The sequence below is a fragment of the Pseudomonas sp. Pseusp21 genome (genome assembly GCF_059492145.1).
In genome coordinates, this window is record NZ_CP168520.1 from 113,733 (window position 1) to 134,532 (window position 20,800).

Genomic DNA, 20,800 nt, shown 5'->3' on the forward strand with positions numbered 1-20,800 from the left:
TCACTCAAAAGCGATCCAGCCGATAGGGCTCGCGCACCGGCAGAATACGAGCCGTGTCCTGCGCCGATGGTGAAACCATCTCTTCCACCATCTCCGCCGTCACCGCCGCCTGCGTCAGCCCCAGATGCTGATGCCCGAACGCAAGCAATACCTTGCCGTCACACACCCGATCGATCACGGGCAGCGAATCCGGCAGCGACGGCCGAAACCCCATCCACGGCGTGGCTGCCTCGACACTCAAATCATCACGAAACAACCCCTTGCTCAACCGATGCAACTGCCACGCTCGGGCCATGGTCGGTGGGGCTTCGAGGCCGGCGAATTCGACGGTACCGGCCAGGCGCAGCCCTTCGGACATCGGGGTCATGATGAATTTGCGTTCCAGCGAGGTGACGGGGAAGGGCAGCCGGTTGTGTTCGTGAGGCAGCATCAGGTGGTAGCCGCGCTCGGTGTCCAGCGGGATTTTTTTGCCGGTCAGTGCAGCGGTGAGTTTTGCCGAGTGGGCGCCGCAGGCGATCAGTACCTGGCGAGCGGACAGGGTGCCGGTTCCGGTCATCAGGCTGACGCCATGCTCATGCAGTTGCCCGCCCTGAACCGCCTGCTTCACAAACTGCACGCCGCTGGCTTTCGCCGCTTCCACCAACTCACGCACGACGCGGTAGGGATCGATGAAATGCCCGGTGTTCGGGAAAAACAGTCCGCCCTGAATCCGTTCGCTGAGTTGCGGCGCGGTCTCGCGTACCGCTCTGGCCTGCCACCAATCGACTGGCACTTGTTGCTGTTGCATGCGTCGCTGCAGTGCTTCGAGTGCCGGGTGTGAGTCGGGTCGTTCGAACACCAGCAGCGAACCTTCCATCTTCAACAGCTCGGGGAGCTGGATGTCATTGAGCAAGCGGTGCCAGGCGTCGAGCGAGCTTTCATTGAGTGCCCGCAATCCGGCAACGGTGCGCTGGAACGGCGCCGAGCGCAGGTTCAGCAACAGCCGCGCAAACCAGGGCAGGGCGCGGGGCAGGTATTTCCAGTCCAGGCGCAGCGGCCCCATCGGGTCCATGAGCATGGCCGGCAGACGTTTGAGGATCGAGCTGTCGGCAATCGGAAACACCTGCTCGGTCGCCAGATGCCCGGCGTTGCCGAACGAGGCGCCGTGGCCCGGTTCCTGCGGATCGATCACCACCACCCGCAAACCCTGACGGGCCAGGCGCATGGCGCTCGCGACGCCGATGATACCGGCGCCGACCACGGCGATGTCGTGCGGGTTATTCGGCATTTTTCGCGGTTTCCCTTTGGCCATCGAGCAAGCGACGCAGCGACAGTGGATTGGCGTGTTTGAGCGCGATGGGCAACAGGCTGTCGGGAAAATCCTGATAGCAGACCGGGCGCAGAAAACGCAGGATCGCCGCCGTGCCCACTGAGGTGGTGCGCGAATCGGAGGTCGCCGGGAACGGCCCGCCATGCACCATCGCATCGCAGACTTCAACGCCGGTCGGCCAGCCGTTGACCAGCAGGCGTCCGGCCTTGCGCTCCAGGGTCGGCAGCAAGGCGCGGGCCTGTTGCAGATCCTCGTCATCCAAGTGCAGCGTGGCGGTCAACTGGCCTTCCAGCTGTTCGAGCACCTGACGGATTTCAGCGTCGCTGGCGCATTGCACGATCAAGGACGCGGCGCCGAAGGCTTCGGCCTGCAACGAATGATCGGCGAGGAAGTCGGCGGCGTCGGTGATGAACACATGAGCCTGGCCCTGATTCGGTTCCGTCGCTCGCTGGCCGACGGCGGCAATACGCGTTCGGTGGTTTTCCGCGAGGGCATTCACGCTGGATTCGTAGGCGTTGAAGATCCCCGGCGTCAGCATGGTCTGCGCGGGGCTGCGCTGGATCAGTTCGGTGGTGGCGCCAATGAAGGCGTCCAACGCCGGCCCCTTGTGGGCGATGACCAGACCGGGATTGGTGCAGAACTGACCGGCGCCCAACGTCAGCGAAGCCACAAACCCTTGGGCCAACGCCTCGGCGCGATTCTGCAGCGCTGCCGGAAACAGCAACACCGGGTTGATCGAACTCATTTCCGCGTACACCGGAATCGGCTCGGGCCGGGCTTGGGCCGCTTTGATCAGCGCGAGCCCGCCACTGCGCGAACCGGTGAAGCCGACCGCCTTGATCCGTGGATCGCTGACCAGCGCAATGCCGACTTCACGGCCGGAGCCGTACAACAACGAGAACACACCTTCCGGCAAGCCGCAGGCCTTGACCGCCCGCGCAACGGCACGGCCAACCAGTTCGCTGGTGCCGGGATGGGCGCCGTGAGCCTTGACGATCACCGGGCAGCCAGCGGCCAGTGCCGAAGCGGTATCGCCACCGGCCACCGAGAACGCCAGTGGAAAGTTGCTCGCACCAAACACGGCCACCGGGCCCAGTGGGATCTGCCGCTGACGCAGATCCGAACGCGGCATTGGCTGGCGCTGCGGTTGCGCGCTGTCGACTCGCACATCCAGCCATTCACCGGCCCGTACGGTGCGGGCAAACAAGCGCAGTTGCTGGCAGGTACGGCCCCGTTCACCCAGCAGGCGCGGGCGCGGCAGGCCGGTTTCCGCCATGGCGCGGTCGATCAGTTCGTCGCCCAGCGCTTCGATTTCGCTCGCAATGGTGTCAATGAATTCGGCCCGTGCCTCGAGCGATGTCTCGCGGTAATGGTCGAGCGCCGCCCAGGCCAGTGCGCAGGCCTGCTCGACATGTTCGGCAGAGCCGCCGGCGTAGGCCGGTTGCAAAGGCGAGTTTGTAGCGGGGTTGATTCCGTGGATGACGTCGCGGTCGCCGGTGAGGGTTTGCTGACCGATCAGCAGTTGGCCCGTCAGAGTCATGGCGCATTCCTTATCAATAAAACAGGTCACGAATAAGGCCCGCCGCCGTGGGTGGCGGCGGGCTTGAGCGCAGCGGCAGGTCAGGCGAAGTTCTGTTCCGCCGACCAGTTTTCGTACCAGTGACGGAACAGCGCGTACTGGGCTTCTGCGTAACGACGCTGTGAGTCGCTAAGGGCATCGGTTTCGTTGAAATGCAGGGTGTATTCCTTGTCGCCGTTGAGCACCATCAGGTGTTTGTAATACAGCACCAGATCCGTGCCTTCGTCGAAGGACGACAGCACCGCCAGCGCCGATTCCAGCTCCCGGGCCTGACGTCGGGCCTTGGCATCACCCTTGGCCGCCTGCTTGCTCAGGGCCACCAGTTGCAGCACTTCGCGGGGCAGGGCGTTGCCGATGCCGGTGATGGCGCCGGTGGCGTTGCAGTTGACGAAGCCATGCACCACTTGAGTGTCGACACCCACCATCAGAGTCACGTCATCGTCCTTGGAAGTGATGTTTTCAGCGGCGTAGCGCAGATCGGCGCCACCGCCGAATTCCTTGAAACCGATCAGGTTCGGGTATTCACGGCGCAGCTCGAAGAACAGATCGGCGCGGGTGGCGAAGCCGTAGTAAGGGCTGTTGTAGATCACCGCCGGCAGGTTCGGCGCGGCTTGCAGAATCGCCGCGAAGTGGGCTTTTTGCGCCGCCGCCGAAGCACCACGGGACAGCACCCGAGGAATCACCATCAAGCCCCGCGCGCCGACTTTCGCCGCATGGGCCGCGTGGGACACCGCTTCACGGGTGTTGACCGCGCCGGTGCCGACGATGGTCGGAATCCCGGCCGCCACCAGCCGCGCCACGCCTTCCTGACGCTCGGCTTCGGTGAGCAGCGGCCAGTCGCCCATGGAGCCGCAATACACGACCGCGCTCATGCCGATGTCGATCAGTTCGCGACCCTTGGCCACCAGCGCATCGAAGTCCGGTTTGCGCGCGGCGGTGCACGGGGTCATCAGGGCGGGCATGCAGCCGGTGAAGATGTTGTCGCTCATTATTGTTCTCCTTGGAACGGTCATTCAGAGGGGTTTGAAGTGCAGCGCAGCGGCTCAGATGCCCCACGCGAACGGATCGGTTTCGTCGATCAGCAGCGTGCTGTCGGCGGTCATGTGGGCGCGGCCGGTGATGTAGGGGCGGATGCGATCGCCTTCCCATTCAAAGCGGCCTTCGAACTGGCTGCCGGTGATGCTCGCCTGCACCCAGCGCTCGCCCGGCGCGAGTTTTTCGTCGGCGGCCAGGCACGCCAGTTTGGCGCTGGTGCCGGTGCCGCAAGGGGAGCGGTCGTAGGCTTTGCCGGGGCACATGACGAAGTTGCGGCTGTCGGCCTCGGCGTCATCGGCGAACAGTTCGATGTGGTCGATGACCGCGCCGTCCTCGCCATGGATCCCTTGGTCCTCGAGGGCCTTGAGCATTTTCCAGGTGAGGTCGGTCAGGGTTTCGACGTAGTCCATCGTCAGGGTCTGGCCGTGTTCGGAGACCAGGAAAAACCAGTTGCCGCCGTAGGCGACGTCACCGAGGAAGCGGCCGTACCCCGGCACTTCCACCGCCACCTGTTTGCGTGAGCGATAAGCGGGCACGTTGCCGAGCGTCACGGCACCGTCTTCATGCAGCGTGGCGCTGACCGGGCCGACCGGCGTGTCGATCTTGTGCACCCCCGGTGCGATCAGCCCCAGGTGCTGCAGCGATGCGACCAGGCCGATGGTGCCGTGGCCGCACATGCCGAGGTAGCCGGCGTTGTTGAAGAAGATCACGCCGCAGGTAGCGTCCGGCGACACCGGCTCGCAATACAGCGCGCCCACCAGCACATCGTTGCCACGCGGTTCCAGCAGGCAGGCGCGGCGCCATTGGTCGTGCTGGTTGCGCAGCGCGTCGCGTTTCTCGGCCATGGTGCGGCCGGGCAGATCGGGAAAACCTTTCATCACCAGACGTGTGGGTTCGCCGCCGGTGTGGGAATCAATGACGTGTACTCGTTTCATGGACAGGTCCCGTTGAGTGATTTCAGTAAGCGCCGGCAGTGCGCGGGTTGGCGGCGGAGGCGGGCGACGGCGAAGCGACTTCGCTCTCATCCTCTTCCGATTCCAGACGCAGCAGGTGTGCCGGTACGCCGGTGGCGGCGCCCCAGTAATAGATGCCCATCGCACAGGCTGCGACGACCAGGGTGTCGAACGGATGGGTGAGGATGCCCAGACCACCAAAGGTGCCGAGTTTCGACAGGACGATGGTCACCGCGTAGAAGGCGATCAGCCACGCCGACGAGCGCACTTGGCGGGACAGGCTGAGGTGGGCGGTCGGCACGAAGCGGCCGCAGAGCAGGTAGACGACGAACATCAGGATTTGCAGGCCGAGCAGCCAGGACACGGTGTTCCAGCCCGACCAGTAAACGATCAGCGCAGCGATGATGAACGACACCGGCCCCAGCACGCCCATGCACTTGACCCGGAACGGGCGCGGCATGTCGGGCGCATTGCGACGCAGCGCCGCGACGGTCACCGGGGCGACGGCATAGCTCAGCACCAGCGCGGCGGACACCACGTTGATCAGTGCTTCCCACGACGGGAACGGCAGGGTCCAGAACACCGACAGGGCGAAGGTCAGCCACAGCGCCGGACGCGGGATGCCGGACTTCGCGTCGATGTGGGTGAAGACCTTGAAGAACGTGCCGGTCTGCGCCCAGCCGTAGATCACCCGAGGCGTGGCGTTCATGTAGATGTTGCCGCAGCCGCTGGGGGAGATCACCGCGTCCGCCACCACCAGATACGCCAGCCAGCCCACGCCCAGTGCCAGGGCGATGTCGCGGTACGGCAGGGCGAATTCCTTGGATACCCCGGCCCAGCCATTGGCGAGCAATTCGGTCGGGATGCCGCCGAGGAAGGCGGTTTGCAGCAACACGTAGATCGCGGTGGACAGCAGCACCGACAGGATCAGCGCAATCGGGATGGTGCGTTGCGGGTTCTTCACTTCGCTGGCCACCGAAATGATCGGGGTCAGGCCGAGGTAGGCGAAGATCACGCCGCCGGCGGAGACGGCCATCTCGATGCCCGAGAGCCCGAAGGGGGCGAAGCCTTGAACCTGAAAGTTTTCCGGTTTGAAGAAGGTGAACAGCACGCCGATCACCAGCAGCGGCACGATGAACTTGAACACGCTGACCAGATTGTTGGCCTTGGCGAAGGTCTTCACGCTGCGGTAGTTGAGCAGGAAGAACACGCACAGCAGGCCGAACTGCACCAGCCAGCCGAGCAGGGTCGGGTCACCGCTGCCGGCCTTGGTCAGGCTCGGAAACCAGGCTGCCGCGTATTGGCGCGAAGCGACCACCTCGATCGCCACCAGACTGGAAAACGCGATCAGCGTAATAAAACCCATCAGGTAACCGAGCAGCGGCCCGTGGCTGTAAACCGGGTAGCGCACCACACCGCCAGCGCGGGGCAATGCCGCGCCCAGTTCGCAGTAGACGATGCCCAGCAGCAACACGGCGAACCCGCCCAGCAACCAGGAAAAAATTCCCGCCGGCCCGGCAATCGCCGACACGTGACTGGCCGCGAACAACCAGCCGGAACCGAAGATCGCCCCCAGCCCGATAAAGGTGAGGTCGATCAATGAAAGTTGTTTTTTGAACTTGCCTTGGCCTGACATGGCATCGCCTTCTTGTGAGTTATTGGATAGGCAGGTGTGAGTCACTGGAACGGCTAAACAGTGAACTCATCGGGCGTCGGGCGATTGATGTTTTGCGCAGCTCCGGATGACGAATTCGGCACAGTTGCGAAGAAAGCCAGCGGCGCTCGACACGCTTCGAACGTTGCTGCAATCTGCACGCGAACGCCTCAGCCCGATCCACTCACCGGGGAAAACCGTCACCATGCAGAACGCATTTGCGATCCTGTGCCAGGGCGATGAGCACAATCGTCCCCACACCCTCGAGGCGCTGTTGGCGGGGGTGGCGCCGCTGTTGCCGATGCTCGACGTGATTCCGAACGCGGCGATCTTCATCAAGGACATGCAGGCGCGTTACGTCCTGGCCAATCGCACGCTGGTGCAGCGCTGTGGGCTGAAAGACCTGAAACCGCTGCTCGGCAAAACCAGTGCGCAGGTATTTCCGGCGCAACTGGGGCCGGGTTATACCGAGCAGGATCGGCGGGTGCTGGAAGAAGGCTTCGTGCTGGAGGATCAGCTGGAACTGCACCTGTACGGCAGTCGCGAACCGGGCTGGTGCCTGACGCACAAGCGTCCGCTGTACAACCGCGACGGCGAGATCATCGGCCTCGCGGGGATTTCGGTGGATCTGCAATCGGCCAGCGAAACCCACCCGGCGTTCCAGCGACTGGCGGCGGTCGACGAACACATCCGCGCGCATTTCAATCGGCGTGTCACGTTGGGCGAACTGACCCGGATCGCCGGTATTTCGGTGGCACAGCTGGAGCGCTACTGCAAACGGGTCTTCCATCTGACACCCCGGCAGATGATCCAGAAAGTGCGGCTGGAACATGCCCATCGCCTGTTGCACACCGAGCTGCCGATCACCGAGGTGGCGCTGCAATGCGGCTACACCGATCACAGTGCTTTCACTCGCCAGTTCAAGGCATCGACCGGGTTCACCCCGCGTCAGTACCGGCAGGCGACAGAGCAATGAGCGGCTTGCGAGTCATTGCGGCTAGACTGAACAGGTCAGCCCCACTTGCTGCAGGTGAAACGAGATGAGCGAATTCTGGGTACGCCGATGCTCGTATGGCCTGTGCGCGATCCTGCTGACGCTGACGGCGTCCTGTTCGAGCAAGGCTCATTACGCGAGCACCGGTGATCGCTGCTATGCCAAAGCGGTGCCGACGTCAGGGGAGGGTGGTCTCGCGTGGGGAGCGACCCTGGGTATCGCGCAAAAAAAATCCATGAATAACTGCGTGCGCTATGCCGGACGTTCGGGCGGAACGCCCAACACCTGTCAGGTGGTGTTGGCCAAGTGCAAGAATTGACGGGGGACCCAGTCGCCACCTCAAAGGCCGGTGGCGCTGTTGTCTTCAGACCAGCACTACCGCGCGCGTTTCAACGACTGCGAAAGGGCCTGCCTGGCGATCAGCGAGGCAACGTCCTTGGCACCGTAGCAGCGGAATTTGACACTGTAGGCGTCTGTGTCGAGACGGACGATCTTTGTCACGAAACCGCCTTCGACGGTGACCTTGCGGATCGCCGGCATTGGTATCTCGACATCCAGTGTCCCGTCCTGAACCATGCGGTTCATGGCATTGGCATTCAAGTAAACGGCGTTTTCGGTGACGGTGACTCTGCCGCCCACCCACAATCCGCCATAGTGATTTCTGAATCCCTCGAGCACCCCGGCCAGTACGCCGACATTGCCGCTCCCCACGACCTCGTAGAATTCGCCCACATCGTCGTAGTTCAGTTCAGCATCGGTCACCAGAAAGTTGACCATCTTCGACTTCAGAACTTCTTCGGCCATCCCTGCATCTCCTTGTTCAAATCACAGCCCGGCATTTCAGCCGCCTGTTTACCTGACAAAAAACAAAATCGCCATGTGTTTCCTTCGTTCTTTCCTGCGTCGCAGTTGTCACTGTCCGTTCCCGCCTGTCTGGAGTTCACCCGATGCCTTCGCTGAAAACCCTGCCCGCTGCCTTGCTGGGGCTGGCCCTTGTCTGTCCGGTCAAGGCGCAATCCCAGGGGCTGGAACTGGGGCAAGTGCTGATCGGGGCCGAGGATCAGAGCGGTGAAGATGCGTCGGTGGAAGAGGCGAAGGCTCGTCTGGCCCAGGTGCCGGGTGGCAGCAACGTGGTCGATATGCGCCAGCCATTGCAGGGCCGGGTCGCGAGCAATCAGGATGTGTTGGCGTATCAGCCCGGTGTCTATGCCCAGTCGGCGGGCAACGAAGGGACGAAAATCTCGATCCGTGGCTCGGGCATCAACCGCGCTCCCGGCGCCCACGCGTCGGGGCTGTACACGATGCTCGACGGTCTGCCGCTGACCGGCCCCGGCGGTACGCCTTATGAACTGCTGGAGCCGCTGTGGCTGGATCATGTGGAAGTGCTGCGCGGCGCCAACGGTTTTGATCGCGGTGCGCTGGCCCTCGGTGGCGCCGTCGATTACGTCAGCCACACGGGCTATAACGCGCCACTGCTGAATGTGCGTTACGTCATGGGCAGCCACGGTTATTCCCAGCGGCAAGTCAGCTCGGGCCAGGTGCTGGGTGACTTCGATTACTACCTGTCGATGACCGACGCGCATTCCGACGGTTATCAGGATCACACCGCCAGCAAGAGCCAGGGCGTGATCGCCAACTTCGGTTATCGCTTCAATCCGAATCTGGAAACCCGCTTCTACATTCGTCACCGCGAGACCGACAACGACCTCGCCGGCCGGGTGACCAAACACTCCATCGAGCACGATCCGCGCGCAGCCAACCCGGCCTACGTGACGCGCAACGACAGCCGCGATCAGCCCGGCAGCACCTTCATCGGCAACAAGACCACGTACTACATCGACGACGATTCGAGCATCCAGACCGGTCTGGTCTATCACGATTACCCGATGGACCTGCGCGAAGGCCCCAATCGCCTGAAAGTGGCGTACACCGATGTCAGCGGCACGTTTGACTACAAGCGCCGCGACACGCTCTGGGGGATGGAGAGCAACAGCACCGTGGGCCTGCGAGTGACCAAACACCTGCCCAACGACGGGGCCAGCGAGCTGGTGCGGATTCCTGTCGGCAACACCGCCGGCTATGCGCCGGGCACTCACATGCGCAACTTTACGTATCAGGGTTCGGATTCTGTCCTGCACGTGGGCAACGATCTGGAAATCGCCGATGACCTGTGGCTGACCACCGGCCTCGCCGCGATCTACACCCGTCGCGAAAGCGCCGTGACCTACCCGGAAGGTGGCGGCAAGACCAGCCTCGGTGACTGGGATTACGCGCCACGTCTGGGCCTGCGCTATCAGGTGACGCCGGACCTGCAACTGTTCGGCAACCTGAGCCGCTCGGTCGAAGCGCCGCATCCGTGGTCGCTGATCTACAGCTCCAACGTACGGTTCCCGGCCGGCAGCGGCGCCGCCACCGGCACCCAGCGCGACCCGGTCAAGCTGCAAAACCAGACCGCGACCACCCTGGAACTCGGCGGCCGTGGCGACAGTGCGCTCGGTGAATGGAGCCTGGCCTGGTACTACGCTCAGGTGCGCCACGAATTGCTCTCGGTATTGCCGGACGCCAACGCGACCACGCCTTACGAACTCAACGCCAGCCCGACCGTGCACCAAGGCGTGGAAGCCAGCCTGCTCAGCAACCTGTGGTCAGCGAACGATGGCGGCAAGTTGAGCCTGCGTCAGGCCTACACCTTCAGCGATTTCCACTACCGCGACGACGACCGCTTCGGTGATAACCGCTTGCCGGGCCTGCCGATGCATTACTACCAGGGCGAACTGCGCTACGACTTCCCGCAGGGTTTCTTCGCGGCGGTCAACACGCAACTGGTCTCGAAAACCGCAGTGGATTACGCCAACAGCTATTACGCCGATCCTTACGCCACCTTCGGTGCGACCCTCGGTTACAACGCACCGAAAGGCGACTGGCAGACCTGGCTGGACATGCGCAACCTGACCGACAAGCACTACGCCGCTACAGTTACGCCGGGCTATGACGATAAAGGTCTGGACGCCGCACGCTCCACGCCGGGTGAGGGCATGGCGATGTATGTCGGGGTGTCGTGGAGTTTGCTCTGAGGGGCAGGCAGTTCCCTATTCAAACGTCTCAAGGACTGGTTGATGGTCGGTAAATACAAGTTTGGTTGGTGTGCACTGTTGGCCGGGTCGTTTGCGCTCAGTGGTTGCACGTCACTGTTCATGGGCAAACAGTACGAGTTTCCCCGCCCGGATGAGCCTTCTGCGACCGTTCGCCTTAAATATGATCGTGGCACAACGCTGGACGCGATGACGTTCAACGAAAAAAGTTGTTATGCCGGCTTTACGCCGCTTTCCTATAACGGCGACTTCATCGAGTCCAAAGTCGCCGTCGGTAAAGAACTGGTGCTGACTTACCGCGATGTAGTGGGCGGTACTCAGTGCCAGATACCTTTTTCCTTCACGCCTCAGGAAGGCGCTGTCTACACCATAAAGACCGGTTTCTGGAGCGAGACCAAGCCCGGCATCATTCCGGTGTTCGAGTACGACCAGTATCACTGCGGGATCGGTGTAGTGAAAAAGGTCGGCGATCAGGAAAGTGTCCAGCCCATCCAACAATTGCGTATCAAGACCGGTTTCGCCTGCCTGAAATTTCTACCCGTCACGAAATAGCTCTCGGCATCCCTGCGTTTGCGGTTTGACGGTGCAACCCTCAAACAATGTCATCGATCAGAATATGGTGCTGCCCGCGACTGCATTGCTCGATCCGCGCCTCGACCTTGTAGACCGCGCGCAGCATCGGCTCGGTGATGACTTCATGGCTGGGCCCGCTGCCATGGGCCGTGCCACCCGCGATGACCAGCACCTGATCGGCAAAACGCAGCGCCTGATTCAGGTCGTGAATGGCGATGAAGACGATCACTTCGCGACGGCGCGCGAGGGCTTTCATGAAGTTCAACACCTGAACCTGTCGGTGCATGTCGAGTGCGCTGGTGGGTTCGTCCATCAGCAGGATTTCCGGTTCGCGCACCAGCGTCTGGGCGATTGACACCAATTGCTGTTGGCCGCCGCTCAGTTCACCGAGGTTGCGAAACGACAGTTCGGTGATCCCTAGCGCTTCGAGAATCTCGTCCACCAGTTTCAGTTCATCATCGTGAACCGCCCAGTTGGGCGTCAGTTGCTTGCGCGCCAGCAGCACCGATTCGTACACCGTGAGCCGGGCGCTGGCGTTCAGGCCCTGGGGCATGTAGCTGATGCCTTGAGTGCCTTTTTTCGAGCCTTCCAGAATCACTTCGCCCGGCCCGTCGATCAGCCCGGCCATGCGCTTGAACAGCGTCGATTTGCCTGCCGCGTTGGGGCCGACGACGGCCACGACCTGGCCGCCGGTAAACGTTGCGGTACTGACGCCGGAAATGATCTCGCGCTGCCCGTAGCGGGCGCCGAGGTTGTCGAGCCGGATCTTCACCATGAGTTTTTCTTACCGTTGAGAATCAGAGAAATGAAGAACGGCACGCCGATCAGTGACGTGACCACACCGATGGGGAATATCGCTCCCGGGATCAGGGTCTTGCTGACCACCGAACTGGCGGACAGGATCAGCGCACCGGTCAGCAACGAGGCCGGCAGGAAAAACCGCTGATCCTCGCCGATCAGCATCCGCGCGATGTGCGGCCCAACCAGCCCGATGAAGCCGATCGTGCCAACGAACGCCACCGGAAACGACGCGAGCAGACTGACCATGATCAGCGTCTGAAAGCGCAGGCTGCGCACGTTGATGCCGAAACTCGCAGCCTTGTCGTCGCCCAGGCGCAGGGCCGTCATCGCCCACGCACGTTTGGCGAAGATCGGCAGGGTGATGAGGATCACCACGCAGATCATCCCAAGTTTCGGCCACGTGGCCTTGGTCAGGCTGCCCATGGTCCAGAACACCACGGCTGCCACGGCTTGTTCGGTGGCGAAAAACTGCACCAGCGCCAATAACGCATTGAAGGTAAACACCAGCGCGATGCCGAGCAGCACGATGGTTTCGGCGGTCACGCCACGACGCATGCTCATGAAGTGAATCAACAGCGCCGAGAGCATCGCCATGATGAACGCGTTGAGCGGCACCATGTATTGCGCCGCCAGCGGAAACAGCGCCACGCCGAAGGCCAGCCCCAGCGCTGCGCCGAAACCGGCCGCCGCCGAAATACCGAGGGTGAACGGGCTGGCGAGCGGGTTGTTGAGGATGGTCTGCATCTGCGCCCCGGCGAGCGAAAGCGCCGCGCCGACAGCGACCGCCATCAACGCCACCGGCAGGCGGATGTCCCACATGACCACCCGCACTTGTGCCGATGCGGTTTCCGGCGAGATCAAAGCACCGAGCACTTCGCTGAGGCTGTAACGGGCCGGGCCCAGTGCCAGATCGAGCAACACGCTGAAGATCAGCAGCACGGCCAGCCCTAGCAGAATCAGCCGTTTACGCAGCACCAGCCGTCGGTAGGTGACGCTCTGCACAATCGGTGCTTCGCCCAGCGAACTCATGGCTTGTCCTCGGTTTTTTGCAGGCTGACGAAATAGCCCGGTTCATACGGCACCGGCAGGAAGCGCTCGTGCATTTCGCGAAATTCCGCATCGGGATCAAGATCGGCGAACAGTTCCGGGTGGAACCATTTGGCCAATTGCTGAATGGCCACGAACTGGTAAGGGCTGTTGTAAAACTGGTGCCAGATCGCATGAAACGCCTGAGTGTTCTGCGCCTTGATGCCGGCGTAGGCCGGGCGCTGGGTGTACCAGGCCAGTTTGCGCCGGGCTTCGGTCAGGTCTGCGCCCGGGCCGACGCCGACCCAATGGCCCCGCGGCGCAAAGGCTTCCCAGTCGGCGCTGGTAACCACCACATGGTCGGGATTGGCGACGATCACTTGCTCAGGGTTCAGTTGCCCGAAGGTGCTCGGAATGATCCGACGGGCGATGTTATTGCCACCGGCCATGTCGACGAACAGACCAAAGTTCTCGTTGCCGAAACTCAGGCAGCAATCATCGGTATAGCCACCGATGCGCTCGATGAACACGTTGGGACGGGCAGGATGGTATTTCTCGATCACGTCGGTGACTCGGTGGATCTGCTGGTTACGAAAATCGATGAAGGCTTCGGCGCGCTCTTCCTTGCCGAACAACTTGCCGAACAGACGCATGGTCGGCTCGGTGTTCTGCATGGGGTTGTTGCGAAAGTCGACGTACACCACCGGGATGCCCAGGGCATCGAGTTTCTCGATGTAGCGGGCATCCTCGGTTGCGTGCTGCGCTTCGATGTTGAGGATGATCACGTCAGGCTTCTGCGAGATCGCCTGCTCGATGTCGAAGGTGCCGCTCTCGAAACCGCCGAAGGTCGGGATTTTCGCGATGTCGGGGAATTTGCGCAGGTAGGCGTTATAGGTGTCCGGGTCGGACTGGATCAAATCCTTGCGCCAGCCGACGATGCGTTCGATAGGGTTCTGCGTATCCAGCGCGGCCACCAGATACAGCTGGCGACCTTCACCCAGAATGACCCGGCGCACCGGCAGGTGAACCTTGACCGTGCGGCCCTGCAAGTCAGTCACGGTGCCCAGTGCCGGATCCGCTTCGCCAGCCTGTACGCGGCTTGGCATCAAGGAAGAAATCGACAAACCCAGCAGCCCGGCGATCAGCAGGGCGGCGAAGGTCTGGCGGCGGCGAAAAACATTAACCATGGTGTATGCCTTTGCAAAAGCCGGATCGGACCACGACGCCAGGCGCCGCTCCGGACCGGACGTTTCAGAAATCGACAGTGGCCGAGAGCAACAAGGTCCGAGGCGCGCCCTGGGAGAACGCGCCGTAGGAGGCGACGCCCGACCAGTATTCACGGTCAAACACGTTCTGCACGGTGGCCCGCAAAGTGGTCGGCCGTTCGGCGATGCGGGTGGCGTAGCGCGCGCCGACATCGAAGCGGGTCCAGGCGTCCAGTTGTTGGGTGTTGGCCTGATTGACGTACTGGGTGCCGGTGTAGATCGCGCCGCTGGTCAATGTCAGGCCTTCGACTTGCGGCACGTCCCATTCGGCCCAGAGGTTGGCTTGCACTTCGGGAACCCCGACCGGTTTGTTGCCACGGTTGGCAGCGACACTGGTTCGGGTCAGTTCGCCGTCGAGCAGCGTCACGCCCCCGATCAGGCGTGTGCCTGTTGCAATCTCGCCCGCCATGTTCAGTTCGACGCCCCGGTTGCGCTGTTCCCCATTGACCGAGAACACCCCGGATGCCAGTTCACCGCTGGGCTTTTCAAGCTGGAACAGGGCGATGGTGGACATGAAACGGCCGTAGTCGAGCTTGACCCCGACTTCCTGCTGGCGCGACACATAAGGGGAAAAGATCTCGCCCGCGTTGGCAGCGGCAGACGGCGCGATGTCACCCTTGCCCAGGCCTTCGACGTAGTTGTAGTAGAGCGAGACGTGGTCCCAGGGCTTGGCGACGATCCCGAACAGCGGCGTGGATTTGCTTTTGTCGTAGGACGTGGTGATTGAGCCTGCCGTGTTGTAGTTATCCGACTTGATGTTCTGCTGGCGCACGCCGAGCGTGACCTGGAGGTGTTCATCGAGCACCGACAGGGTGTCGGCGAGGGCCACGCCCGACAGCTCGCTTTCGGAAACCTTCGGGGTATCTGGCTTGGCGATCGCGGGTTTCGGGCGATCGAGCGGGTGATAGATGTTCGACAGGATCGCCGGGCCGGAAATAATCCCCCGGGACAAGTTATCGCGGTAGCGGGTGACTTGTAGCGCCGTGCTATGACTGATCGGCCCGGTGTCGAACCGCAGCCGCGCACCGGCATCAACGGTGTAGCGCTGGACTTCGAATTTGTAATAGCCGGGGATCGACGAGGTGTCGCCCGCTTCATTGATGATGGTCGGCGTCTGGTCGGACATGCGCGCGACATCCGATTGGCCACCGCCGGCGTGGGCGAACACGGTCAGGTTGTCGTTGAGGTCGTATTCGCCGCCGAGCAACGCCGATTTGTCGCGGGTTTCCGACCAGCCCCATTCCTGGCTGACGCTGGTGCGGCCGTTGGCTGCGGACGGAATCTCCACGCCGGAGGCAATCAGGAAGGGGCGGGATGCGGCGTCGAAACTCTCTTTCTGATTGATCAGGTCCAGGGTGGTGCGCAGGCGTTCGCCCTGGTAGTCGAGGGACATCGCGCCGATACCGACCTCTCGGGATTGCTTGTCGATAGCCGTATCGCCTTGCTGGACGCTGCCATTGATCCGCACGCCGAAGCGGCGTTCTTCACCGAAGCGTCGGCTGACATCGAGGTGGCCGCCGAGCTGGGTATTCAAGGCGTAACTGGTGGTGAAACGAGTCAGGTCTTCGTCCAGTGAACGCTTGGGTACCACGTTGATCACGCCGCCGACACCGCTGTTGGGCGACATGCCGTAGAGCAGGGCGCCGGGGCCTTTGACCAGTTCGATCCGTTCGGCGTACTCGGTGAACACCCGGTAGTTGGAGGCCACGCCGTACACGCCGTCGAACGCCAGTTCACCGAGGTTGCCTTCGCCGACCGGAAAACCACGGATGAAGAACGAGTCGACAATCCCGCCTGTCTGCCCTGTGGAACGCACCGATGAGTCGCGCTCCAGCAAGTCGCCGACGGTGACAGCCTGCTGGTCCTTGATCAGTGTCGAGGTGTAGCTGCTGACACTGAACGGAGCGTCCATCGCATCGCGGTTGCCCAGAATGCCAAGGCGTCCGCCGCGGGCGACCTGACCGCCCGCAAGCACCGGCGGCAAGCTGTCGGTGCGCGTGTCGATGCCTTCGACCGTGGTGTCCGACAACGTGACCCGGCGTACTACCAGCGTCCAGGTCCCGTCGCTGCGAGCGACCATCTCCAGGCCACTGCCTTCGAGCAGTCGAGACACCGCTTCCTGCACCGAGTAGCTGCCGGACAATCCAGGGCTGACGAGGCCTTCGGTGATCGACGGCTGAAACGACAAGGCGATACCGGCGTCCACGGCAAAGCTCGAGAGGGTCACGCCAAGCGGGCCGGGCCCGATGTTGTAGGCTCGCACAGTGACTGCGTCCAGCTGCTCCGGCCTGGCTGCCTCGGCGAGCGCGCTGCTGGCCAGGCCCAGCACAACGCTGAGCAACACGCCGCGCATAACGGGCTTTAGCAGACGATCCGCAAGCAAGGGTCGTGCAACGAGCATGAAGGGATGACCCTATGGACGAGGTGGAATGGTTGTTCCTTTCATAGCCAGCCGAGATCAAAAAAAGTATCACCCGTGCGGTGATTTTTTTGCTCAGGCGGGTGAGAGCGTCACCCAGTAACCACTCAAGTGCCCGGAGACGCGCACGGGATAGGTCTGCGCCAGCATGTTCAGCGAGCGTTGGGTATCACTGATGGGAAAGGCCCCGGAAATGCGCAGGTCGGCAATGGCTGGATCGCACCGCACAATGCCTCGGCGATAGCGCGCCAGTTCGACAGCAAAATCCGCCAGCCGCATCTTGTCCGCCATCAGCATGCCCTCGGTCCAGGCGCCAACGTTGCGGTCGGTCGGGTTCAGCGAGCCAAAGGCCTGTGATGAAAAGTCGGTACGTTGCCCGGCGTTGACGATGATCGGCGCGCTCTGTGGGCTGTCGGCCAGCTCGACTTGCACAGCGCCTTCGAGCACTGCGAGTTGGGTGCGCGGCTGCCATTCACGAACGGTGAAGCGCGTGCCCAGCGCCTGCATCCGGCCCTGACGGGTGCTGACCAGAAAAGGTCGAGGCTGCGCGGCGTTGTCCGGCGCAGTCTGCACCAGGATTTCGCCTTCGCGTAAATGGATCAGCCGCTGCCGGGTGTCGAACAGAACGTCGATGGCCGTGTCGGTGTTCAGGGTGATTTGCGAGCCGTCGGCCAGGGTCAGTTCGCGACGCTGCCCGACGGCGGTGTGGTAATCGGCGGACCATTGCTGCGACTGCGCCAGTTTCCAGCTGCCCCAACCGGCGGGTATCGCCGCCAGCAGCAAGGCCAGTTTGCCCAGCGCTGCGCGGCGTTCCGGGTTACTCGGGCGATCCAGCGCCGACATCGCCAGCGACGGCGGCAGGCCGCCGAACTTGCTTTGCAGCAACTGCGCGCGGGCCCACGCCCGGTTGCGCTCGGGGCTGCTGACTTTCCAGTACTCCCACTCCGCACGCTCGGTTTCGCTGAGGTCGTTTTCGCTCAGACGCATCAGCCACTCGGCGGCTTCTTCGAGTATTTTCGGATCGAGCGGCGGTTCACTGCGGCGCGTAAGCATTCATTCCACCAGCATCAGGCACTGCACGAAAGCCTGTTTCATGTAGCGCTTGACGGTGATCAGCGAGACGTCCAGCTGCTCGGCGATGTCGGCGTATTTCAAGCCGCCGATCTGCGACAGCAGGAACGCGCGTTTGACCAGTGGCGGCAGGGTGTCGAGCATCGCGTCGATTTCGTGCAGGGTTTCCAGCACCACGAAGCGCAACTCGGGGGAGGGCACTTCCGGTGCGGGCAAATGCGCGAGGGCATCAAGGTAGGCGCGTTCCAGAGCCTTGCGCTGATACCAGTTGATGAGGATGCCCTTCGCCACGCAACTCAGGTAGGCCCGGGGTTGCTCGATGGTCGTGACTTGGGAGGCGAGGATCCGGGTGAAGGTATCCTGCGCCAGATCCGCCGCATCCATGGCGTTACCCAGTTTTTTCTTCAGCGTGGCGTACAGCCAGCCGTGATGGCCGCTGTACAGCGCTTCGATCACGCGCAGATGGTTGTCGTTGTTCGCGGGAAGGGTTTCGCTCATGGCTGCAGTGTTTTGCAATTGAGAAGTATTCCCAATGCTAGTTTACAAAGAGCCTGCGACGCAAGCGCGAATCAGCATCCGTTTTCAGGCGCGGGGCATTCTCAACAACGTGTTTACCATGGCATCGATTTCATCCTCGGTGTTGTAAGCGTGCAGCGATGCGCGGCTGACTTCCAGCAGGTCCCGTTGCTGCATGTCGAGCATCGTCGAGCGGAAGGTCGAGGTGGTGACGTTGATGCGTTTTTCCTGCGCCGCGAGCCATGCCTGGACTTGTGCTGCGCTGGCGTCCTTACAGGTGAAGGTGACGATGCCTGACTTGACCGCGCCCCGATCCTGCGACGTAACACCCGGCACATCAGCCAGACGATTGCGCAGATGCGCTGACAATCGTTGAATGCGCTGCCACATCGGTTCGATGCCTTGCGCCAGGGCGTAACGGGCCGCCGCCCCCATGCCCAGTTTCGCGGCAACGTTGCATTCCCAGTTTTCAAATCGTCGGGCATCGCCTCGGATCTTGAAGGTATCCGGGGTCAGCAATGAGGCCGCGTGCAGGTCGAGAAACGTCGGTTCGAGGTTTTCGCACAAGGTTTTTTCGACGTAGAGAAACCCCATGCCCCGAGGGCCACGAAGGTATTTGCGGCTGGTGGCCGCCAGCATATGACAGCCGATTTTCTGCACATCGATCGGCATCTGCCCGACGCCCTGGCAGGCATCCAGCAGAAACAGAACCCCGGCCGAGCGGGCGAGGGCGCCGATCTGTTCGATAGGCTGCACCGGGCCGCCGTTGGTGGCGATCACCGGCAGCGACACCAGGGCAACCCGGTCATCGCCGAGCATGTCCCGCAGCGCCGGCAATGACACCTGTCCCTGTTCATCGTTGGGAATCACCCTGATCTCGATGCCGCGCTGCTGCTTGAGTTGCAGATAGGGAATGTAGTTGCCGGCGTATTCGGTAGTCGACGTCAGCACCACATCACCAGGCCGCAGCGGCAATGAATAGAAGGCCATGTCCCAGGCGCGGGTGGCGTTTTCGATCACCGCGATTTCATCGGGACGCGCGTTGATCAGTTGGCCGATGGCGTCGTAGACATCCTCCACTTCCCGGGCCTGTTGCCCGGCGGCTTCGTAACCGCCGATCCGGGTTTCAAGTTGCAAGTGACGGGTTACCGCTTCGATGACTGGATTGGGCATCAGCGCCGCGCCCGCATTGTTGAAGTGAATCAGTTGCTCGACACCAGGGGTGTCGGCGCGCAGTTGTTCAATGTTCAACGAAAACTCCTTGGTCAGTCGCCCGGCGGCATCTGGCTCGGTTGCATGACCATCGGCCGGTAGCGCAAGGCAACGATGGGCATCAGCGCGAGCATGTAGGCGAGGCAGACAAACAGGTAGGTGTACTGCAAACCATAGATCTGGCTGAGTAACCCACCGGCCGAAATGCCGGCGATGGACGCGAATTGCGCAGTGCTTTGGGCAATGCCCAGCACGTAGCCCTGGCGCGAGCTGTCGGCGGTTTTGGAAATCAGGGCCATCAGCACCGGCGTGGTGGCCCCCAGCAATACGCCCCAGATGAAATAGGCACCGACGAACACGATCGGGTTGCGCGTGTAGCCGGCAAGGGCCGTCAGCGCAATACAGCCGAGGACGACATAAGTGATGCGTTGCAGGGTGTCCTGCTGGGTACGGTGCTCGAAGTAACGCGACCACGCGGTTGCCGACAGAATGAAACCCAATGCCAGCAAGCCATAGCACAGCCCGACCACCGAGTTGCTGACCTCGAACACCGAGCTGACGTACAGCGAGAACGACGTCTGCGGCAGCATCCGCGCCAGCAGCAAAATGCCCATGACGCCCAGTAACGACAGCAGGGGCGTGCCTTGCCAGACGCCGGCGGTGTGGCCGGCCGGAGCGGTGTTATCGGCGACCGGTGCTTTCTTCACCGGCGGTACGTCCGGCAACGTGACGGCCGCGACCACGGTGCAGATGGCGCACAACACAGCGGCGATCATGTTGATCCAGAAGAACGTCGCGTAATCGAGGATCAGCCCGCCAACCACCGCGCCGAGCAGCGAGCCGACGTTGGTGGAAATCTGCAGGATCGCGAACAGTCGCGCCCGCCGCGAAGGCGCCTCGATACTCACGCCATAGGCCTGGGCCGGGGCGATGTAGCCGGCGAAGGCGCCTTGCAGGAAGCGCAGGATCAGGATCACCCAGATGTCACTGCACAGGGCCAGCCCAAGCTGGGTCAATGACAGGCCGGCGAGGGCGCGGATCATCATCAACTTGTGGCCGTAGCGGTCGCCGATACGGCCCCAGAATGCGCTGGTCAGAATAATGCCCAGCATCGGCCCGACGTACACGGCGATGCTGGCGAAGCTGAAAAGCGAGTCTGAGGAGGTCAGCCCGCGCAGGTGGACAGGCCAGAACGGCCCGCTCATTTCCATCGCGCCCATCGAAATGAGCTGGATCGCGAACAGAAGATAAATCAGGACTCTTACGCGCGAACCCGCGATGGCACCTGCTTGGGTCATGAG

At 62.4% G+C, this 20,800-nt stretch carries 18 protein-coding genes; 4 read left to right on the top strand and 14 right to left on the bottom strand.

The annotated features are described in order from the left end of the window. Positions 1 to 4: 4 nt before the first annotated feature. From ACEN93_RS00435 to ACEN93_RS00455, 5 genes are all read right to left on the bottom strand, one after another. Complete coding sequence (locus ACEN93_RS00435) at positions 5 to 1,267, bottom strand: NAD(P)/FAD-dependent oxidoreductase (protein ID WP_495610853.1); 1,263 nt, start codon at positions 1,265 to 1,267, stop codon at positions 5 to 7. Beyond that, positions 1,257 to 2,849 carry an aldehyde dehydrogenase (NADP(+)) gene (locus ACEN93_RS00440; protein WP_495610854.1) on the bottom strand — a complete coding sequence of 531 codons (1,593 nt, stop codon included), beginning with the start codon at positions 2,847 to 2,849 and terminating at the stop codon, positions 1,257 to 1,259. The genes ACEN93_RS00435 and ACEN93_RS00440 overlap by 11 nt, the downstream gene beginning before the upstream one ends. A gap of 80 nt (positions 2,850 to 2,929) precedes the next feature. Continuing rightward, positions 2,930 to 3,877 carry a dihydrodipicolinate synthase family protein gene (locus ACEN93_RS00445; RefSeq protein ID WP_039771114.1) on the bottom strand — a complete coding sequence of 316 codons (948 nt, stop codon included), beginning with the start codon at positions 3,875 to 3,877 and terminating at the stop codon, positions 2,930 to 2,932. Between the two features lie 54 nt (positions 3,878 to 3,931). Beyond that, positions 3,932 to 4,858, bottom strand: coding sequence for a 4-hydroxyproline epimerase (locus ACEN93_RS00450; RefSeq protein WP_495610855.1), 927 nt, complete (start codon positions 4,856 to 4,858; stop codon positions 3,932 to 3,934). A 22-nt stretch (positions 4,859 to 4,880) separates the two neighbouring features. Further along, positions 4,881 to 6,512: an APC family permease gene (locus ACEN93_RS00455; protein WP_007958121.1), complete on the bottom strand. Its 1,632-nt coding sequence runs from the start codon at positions 6,510 to 6,512 to the stop codon at positions 4,881 to 4,883. A 223-nt stretch (positions 6,513 to 6,735) separates the two neighbouring features. On the opposite strand from ACEN93_RS00455, the gene ACEN93_RS00460 reads away from it, so the two are divergent. Further along, positions 6,736 to 7,506: a PAS domain-containing protein gene (locus ACEN93_RS00460; protein ID WP_495610856.1), complete on the top strand. Its 771-nt coding sequence runs from the start codon at positions 6,736 to 6,738 to the stop codon at positions 7,504 to 7,506. Positions 7,507 to 7,570: 64 nt separating this feature from the next. Then, positions 7,571 to 7,843, top strand: a complete 273-nt coding sequence (locus ACEN93_RS00465) for a hypothetical protein (RefSeq protein ID WP_495610857.1) — start codon at positions 7,571 to 7,573, stop codon at positions 7,841 to 7,843. A 56-nt stretch (positions 7,844 to 7,899) separates the two neighbouring features. Here ACEN93_RS00465 and ACEN93_RS00470 read toward each other — a convergent pair whose 3' ends face one another. Continuing rightward, positions 7,900 to 8,328 carry a hypothetical protein gene (locus tag ACEN93_RS00470; RefSeq protein WP_039771122.1) on the bottom strand — a complete coding sequence of 143 codons (429 nt, stop codon included), beginning with the start codon at positions 8,326 to 8,328 and terminating at the stop codon, positions 7,900 to 7,902. A 143-nt stretch (positions 8,329 to 8,471) separates the two neighbouring features. On the opposite strand from ACEN93_RS00470, the gene ACEN93_RS00475 reads away from it, so the two are divergent. Continuing rightward, positions 8,472 to 10,598 (top strand): TonB-dependent receptor family protein, encoded by a 2,127-nt coding sequence (locus ACEN93_RS00475; protein ID WP_495610858.1) that lies wholly within the window; start codon positions 8,472 to 8,474, stop codon positions 10,596 to 10,598. Positions 10,599 to 10,640: 42 nt separating this feature from the next. Continuing rightward, the gene (locus ACEN93_RS00480) at positions 10,641 to 11,168 is read left to right on the top strand and encodes a hypothetical protein (protein WP_495610859.1); all 528 of its coding nucleotides are present in this window, start codon (positions 10,641 to 10,643) and stop codon (positions 11,166 to 11,168) included. 40 nt (positions 11,169 to 11,208) lie between these two features. Here ACEN93_RS00480 and ACEN93_RS00485 read toward each other — a convergent pair whose 3' ends face one another. From ACEN93_RS00485 to ACEN93_RS00520, 8 genes are all read right to left on the bottom strand, one after another. Next, entirely contained in the window at positions 11,209 to 11,964 is a 756-nt protein-coding gene (locus tag ACEN93_RS00485; protein ID WP_039771128.1) for an ABC transporter ATP-binding protein, read from the bottom strand. Then, positions 11,958 to 13,019, bottom strand: a complete 1,062-nt coding sequence (locus ACEN93_RS00490; protein ID WP_074690759.1) for a FecCD family ABC transporter permease — start codon at positions 13,017 to 13,019, stop codon at positions 11,958 to 11,960. The genes ACEN93_RS00485 and ACEN93_RS00490 overlap by 7 nt, the downstream gene beginning before the upstream one ends. Then, positions 13,016 to 14,203 carry an ABC transporter substrate-binding protein gene (locus ACEN93_RS00495; protein WP_074690760.1) on the bottom strand — a complete coding sequence of 396 codons (1,188 nt, stop codon included), beginning with the start codon at positions 14,201 to 14,203 and terminating at the stop codon, positions 13,016 to 13,018. The genes ACEN93_RS00490 and ACEN93_RS00495 overlap by 4 nt, the downstream gene beginning before the upstream one ends. Positions 14,204 to 14,267: 64 nt before the next feature. Further along, a complete protein-coding gene (locus tag ACEN93_RS00500; RefSeq protein WP_495610860.1) occupies positions 14,268 to 16,682 on the bottom strand; it encodes a TonB-dependent siderophore receptor in 2,415 nt (804 codons plus the stop codon). A 93-nt stretch (positions 16,683 to 16,775) separates the two neighbouring features. Further along, positions 16,776 to 17,753, bottom strand: coding sequence for a FecR domain-containing protein (locus ACEN93_RS00505; protein ID WP_039771136.1), 978 nt, complete (start codon positions 17,751 to 17,753; stop codon positions 16,776 to 16,778). Beyond that, positions 17,754 to 18,269, bottom strand: a complete 516-nt coding sequence (locus ACEN93_RS00510) for a sigma-70 family RNA polymerase sigma factor (RefSeq protein WP_039771138.1) — start codon at positions 18,267 to 18,269, stop codon at positions 17,754 to 17,756. An 84-nt stretch (positions 18,270 to 18,353) separates the two neighbouring features. Continuing rightward, positions 18,354 to 19,538 carry an aminotransferase class V-fold PLP-dependent enzyme gene (locus tag ACEN93_RS00515; protein ID WP_490841360.1) on the bottom strand — a complete coding sequence of 395 codons (1,185 nt, stop codon included), beginning with the start codon at positions 19,536 to 19,538 and terminating at the stop codon, positions 18,354 to 18,356. Between the two features lie 14 nt (positions 19,539 to 19,552). Next, positions 19,553 to 20,797 carry an MFS transporter gene (locus tag ACEN93_RS00520; RefSeq protein ID WP_495610861.1) on the bottom strand — a complete coding sequence of 415 codons (1,245 nt, stop codon included), beginning with the start codon at positions 20,795 to 20,797 and terminating at the stop codon, positions 19,553 to 19,555. Positions 20,798 to 20,800: the final 3 nt, after the last annotated feature.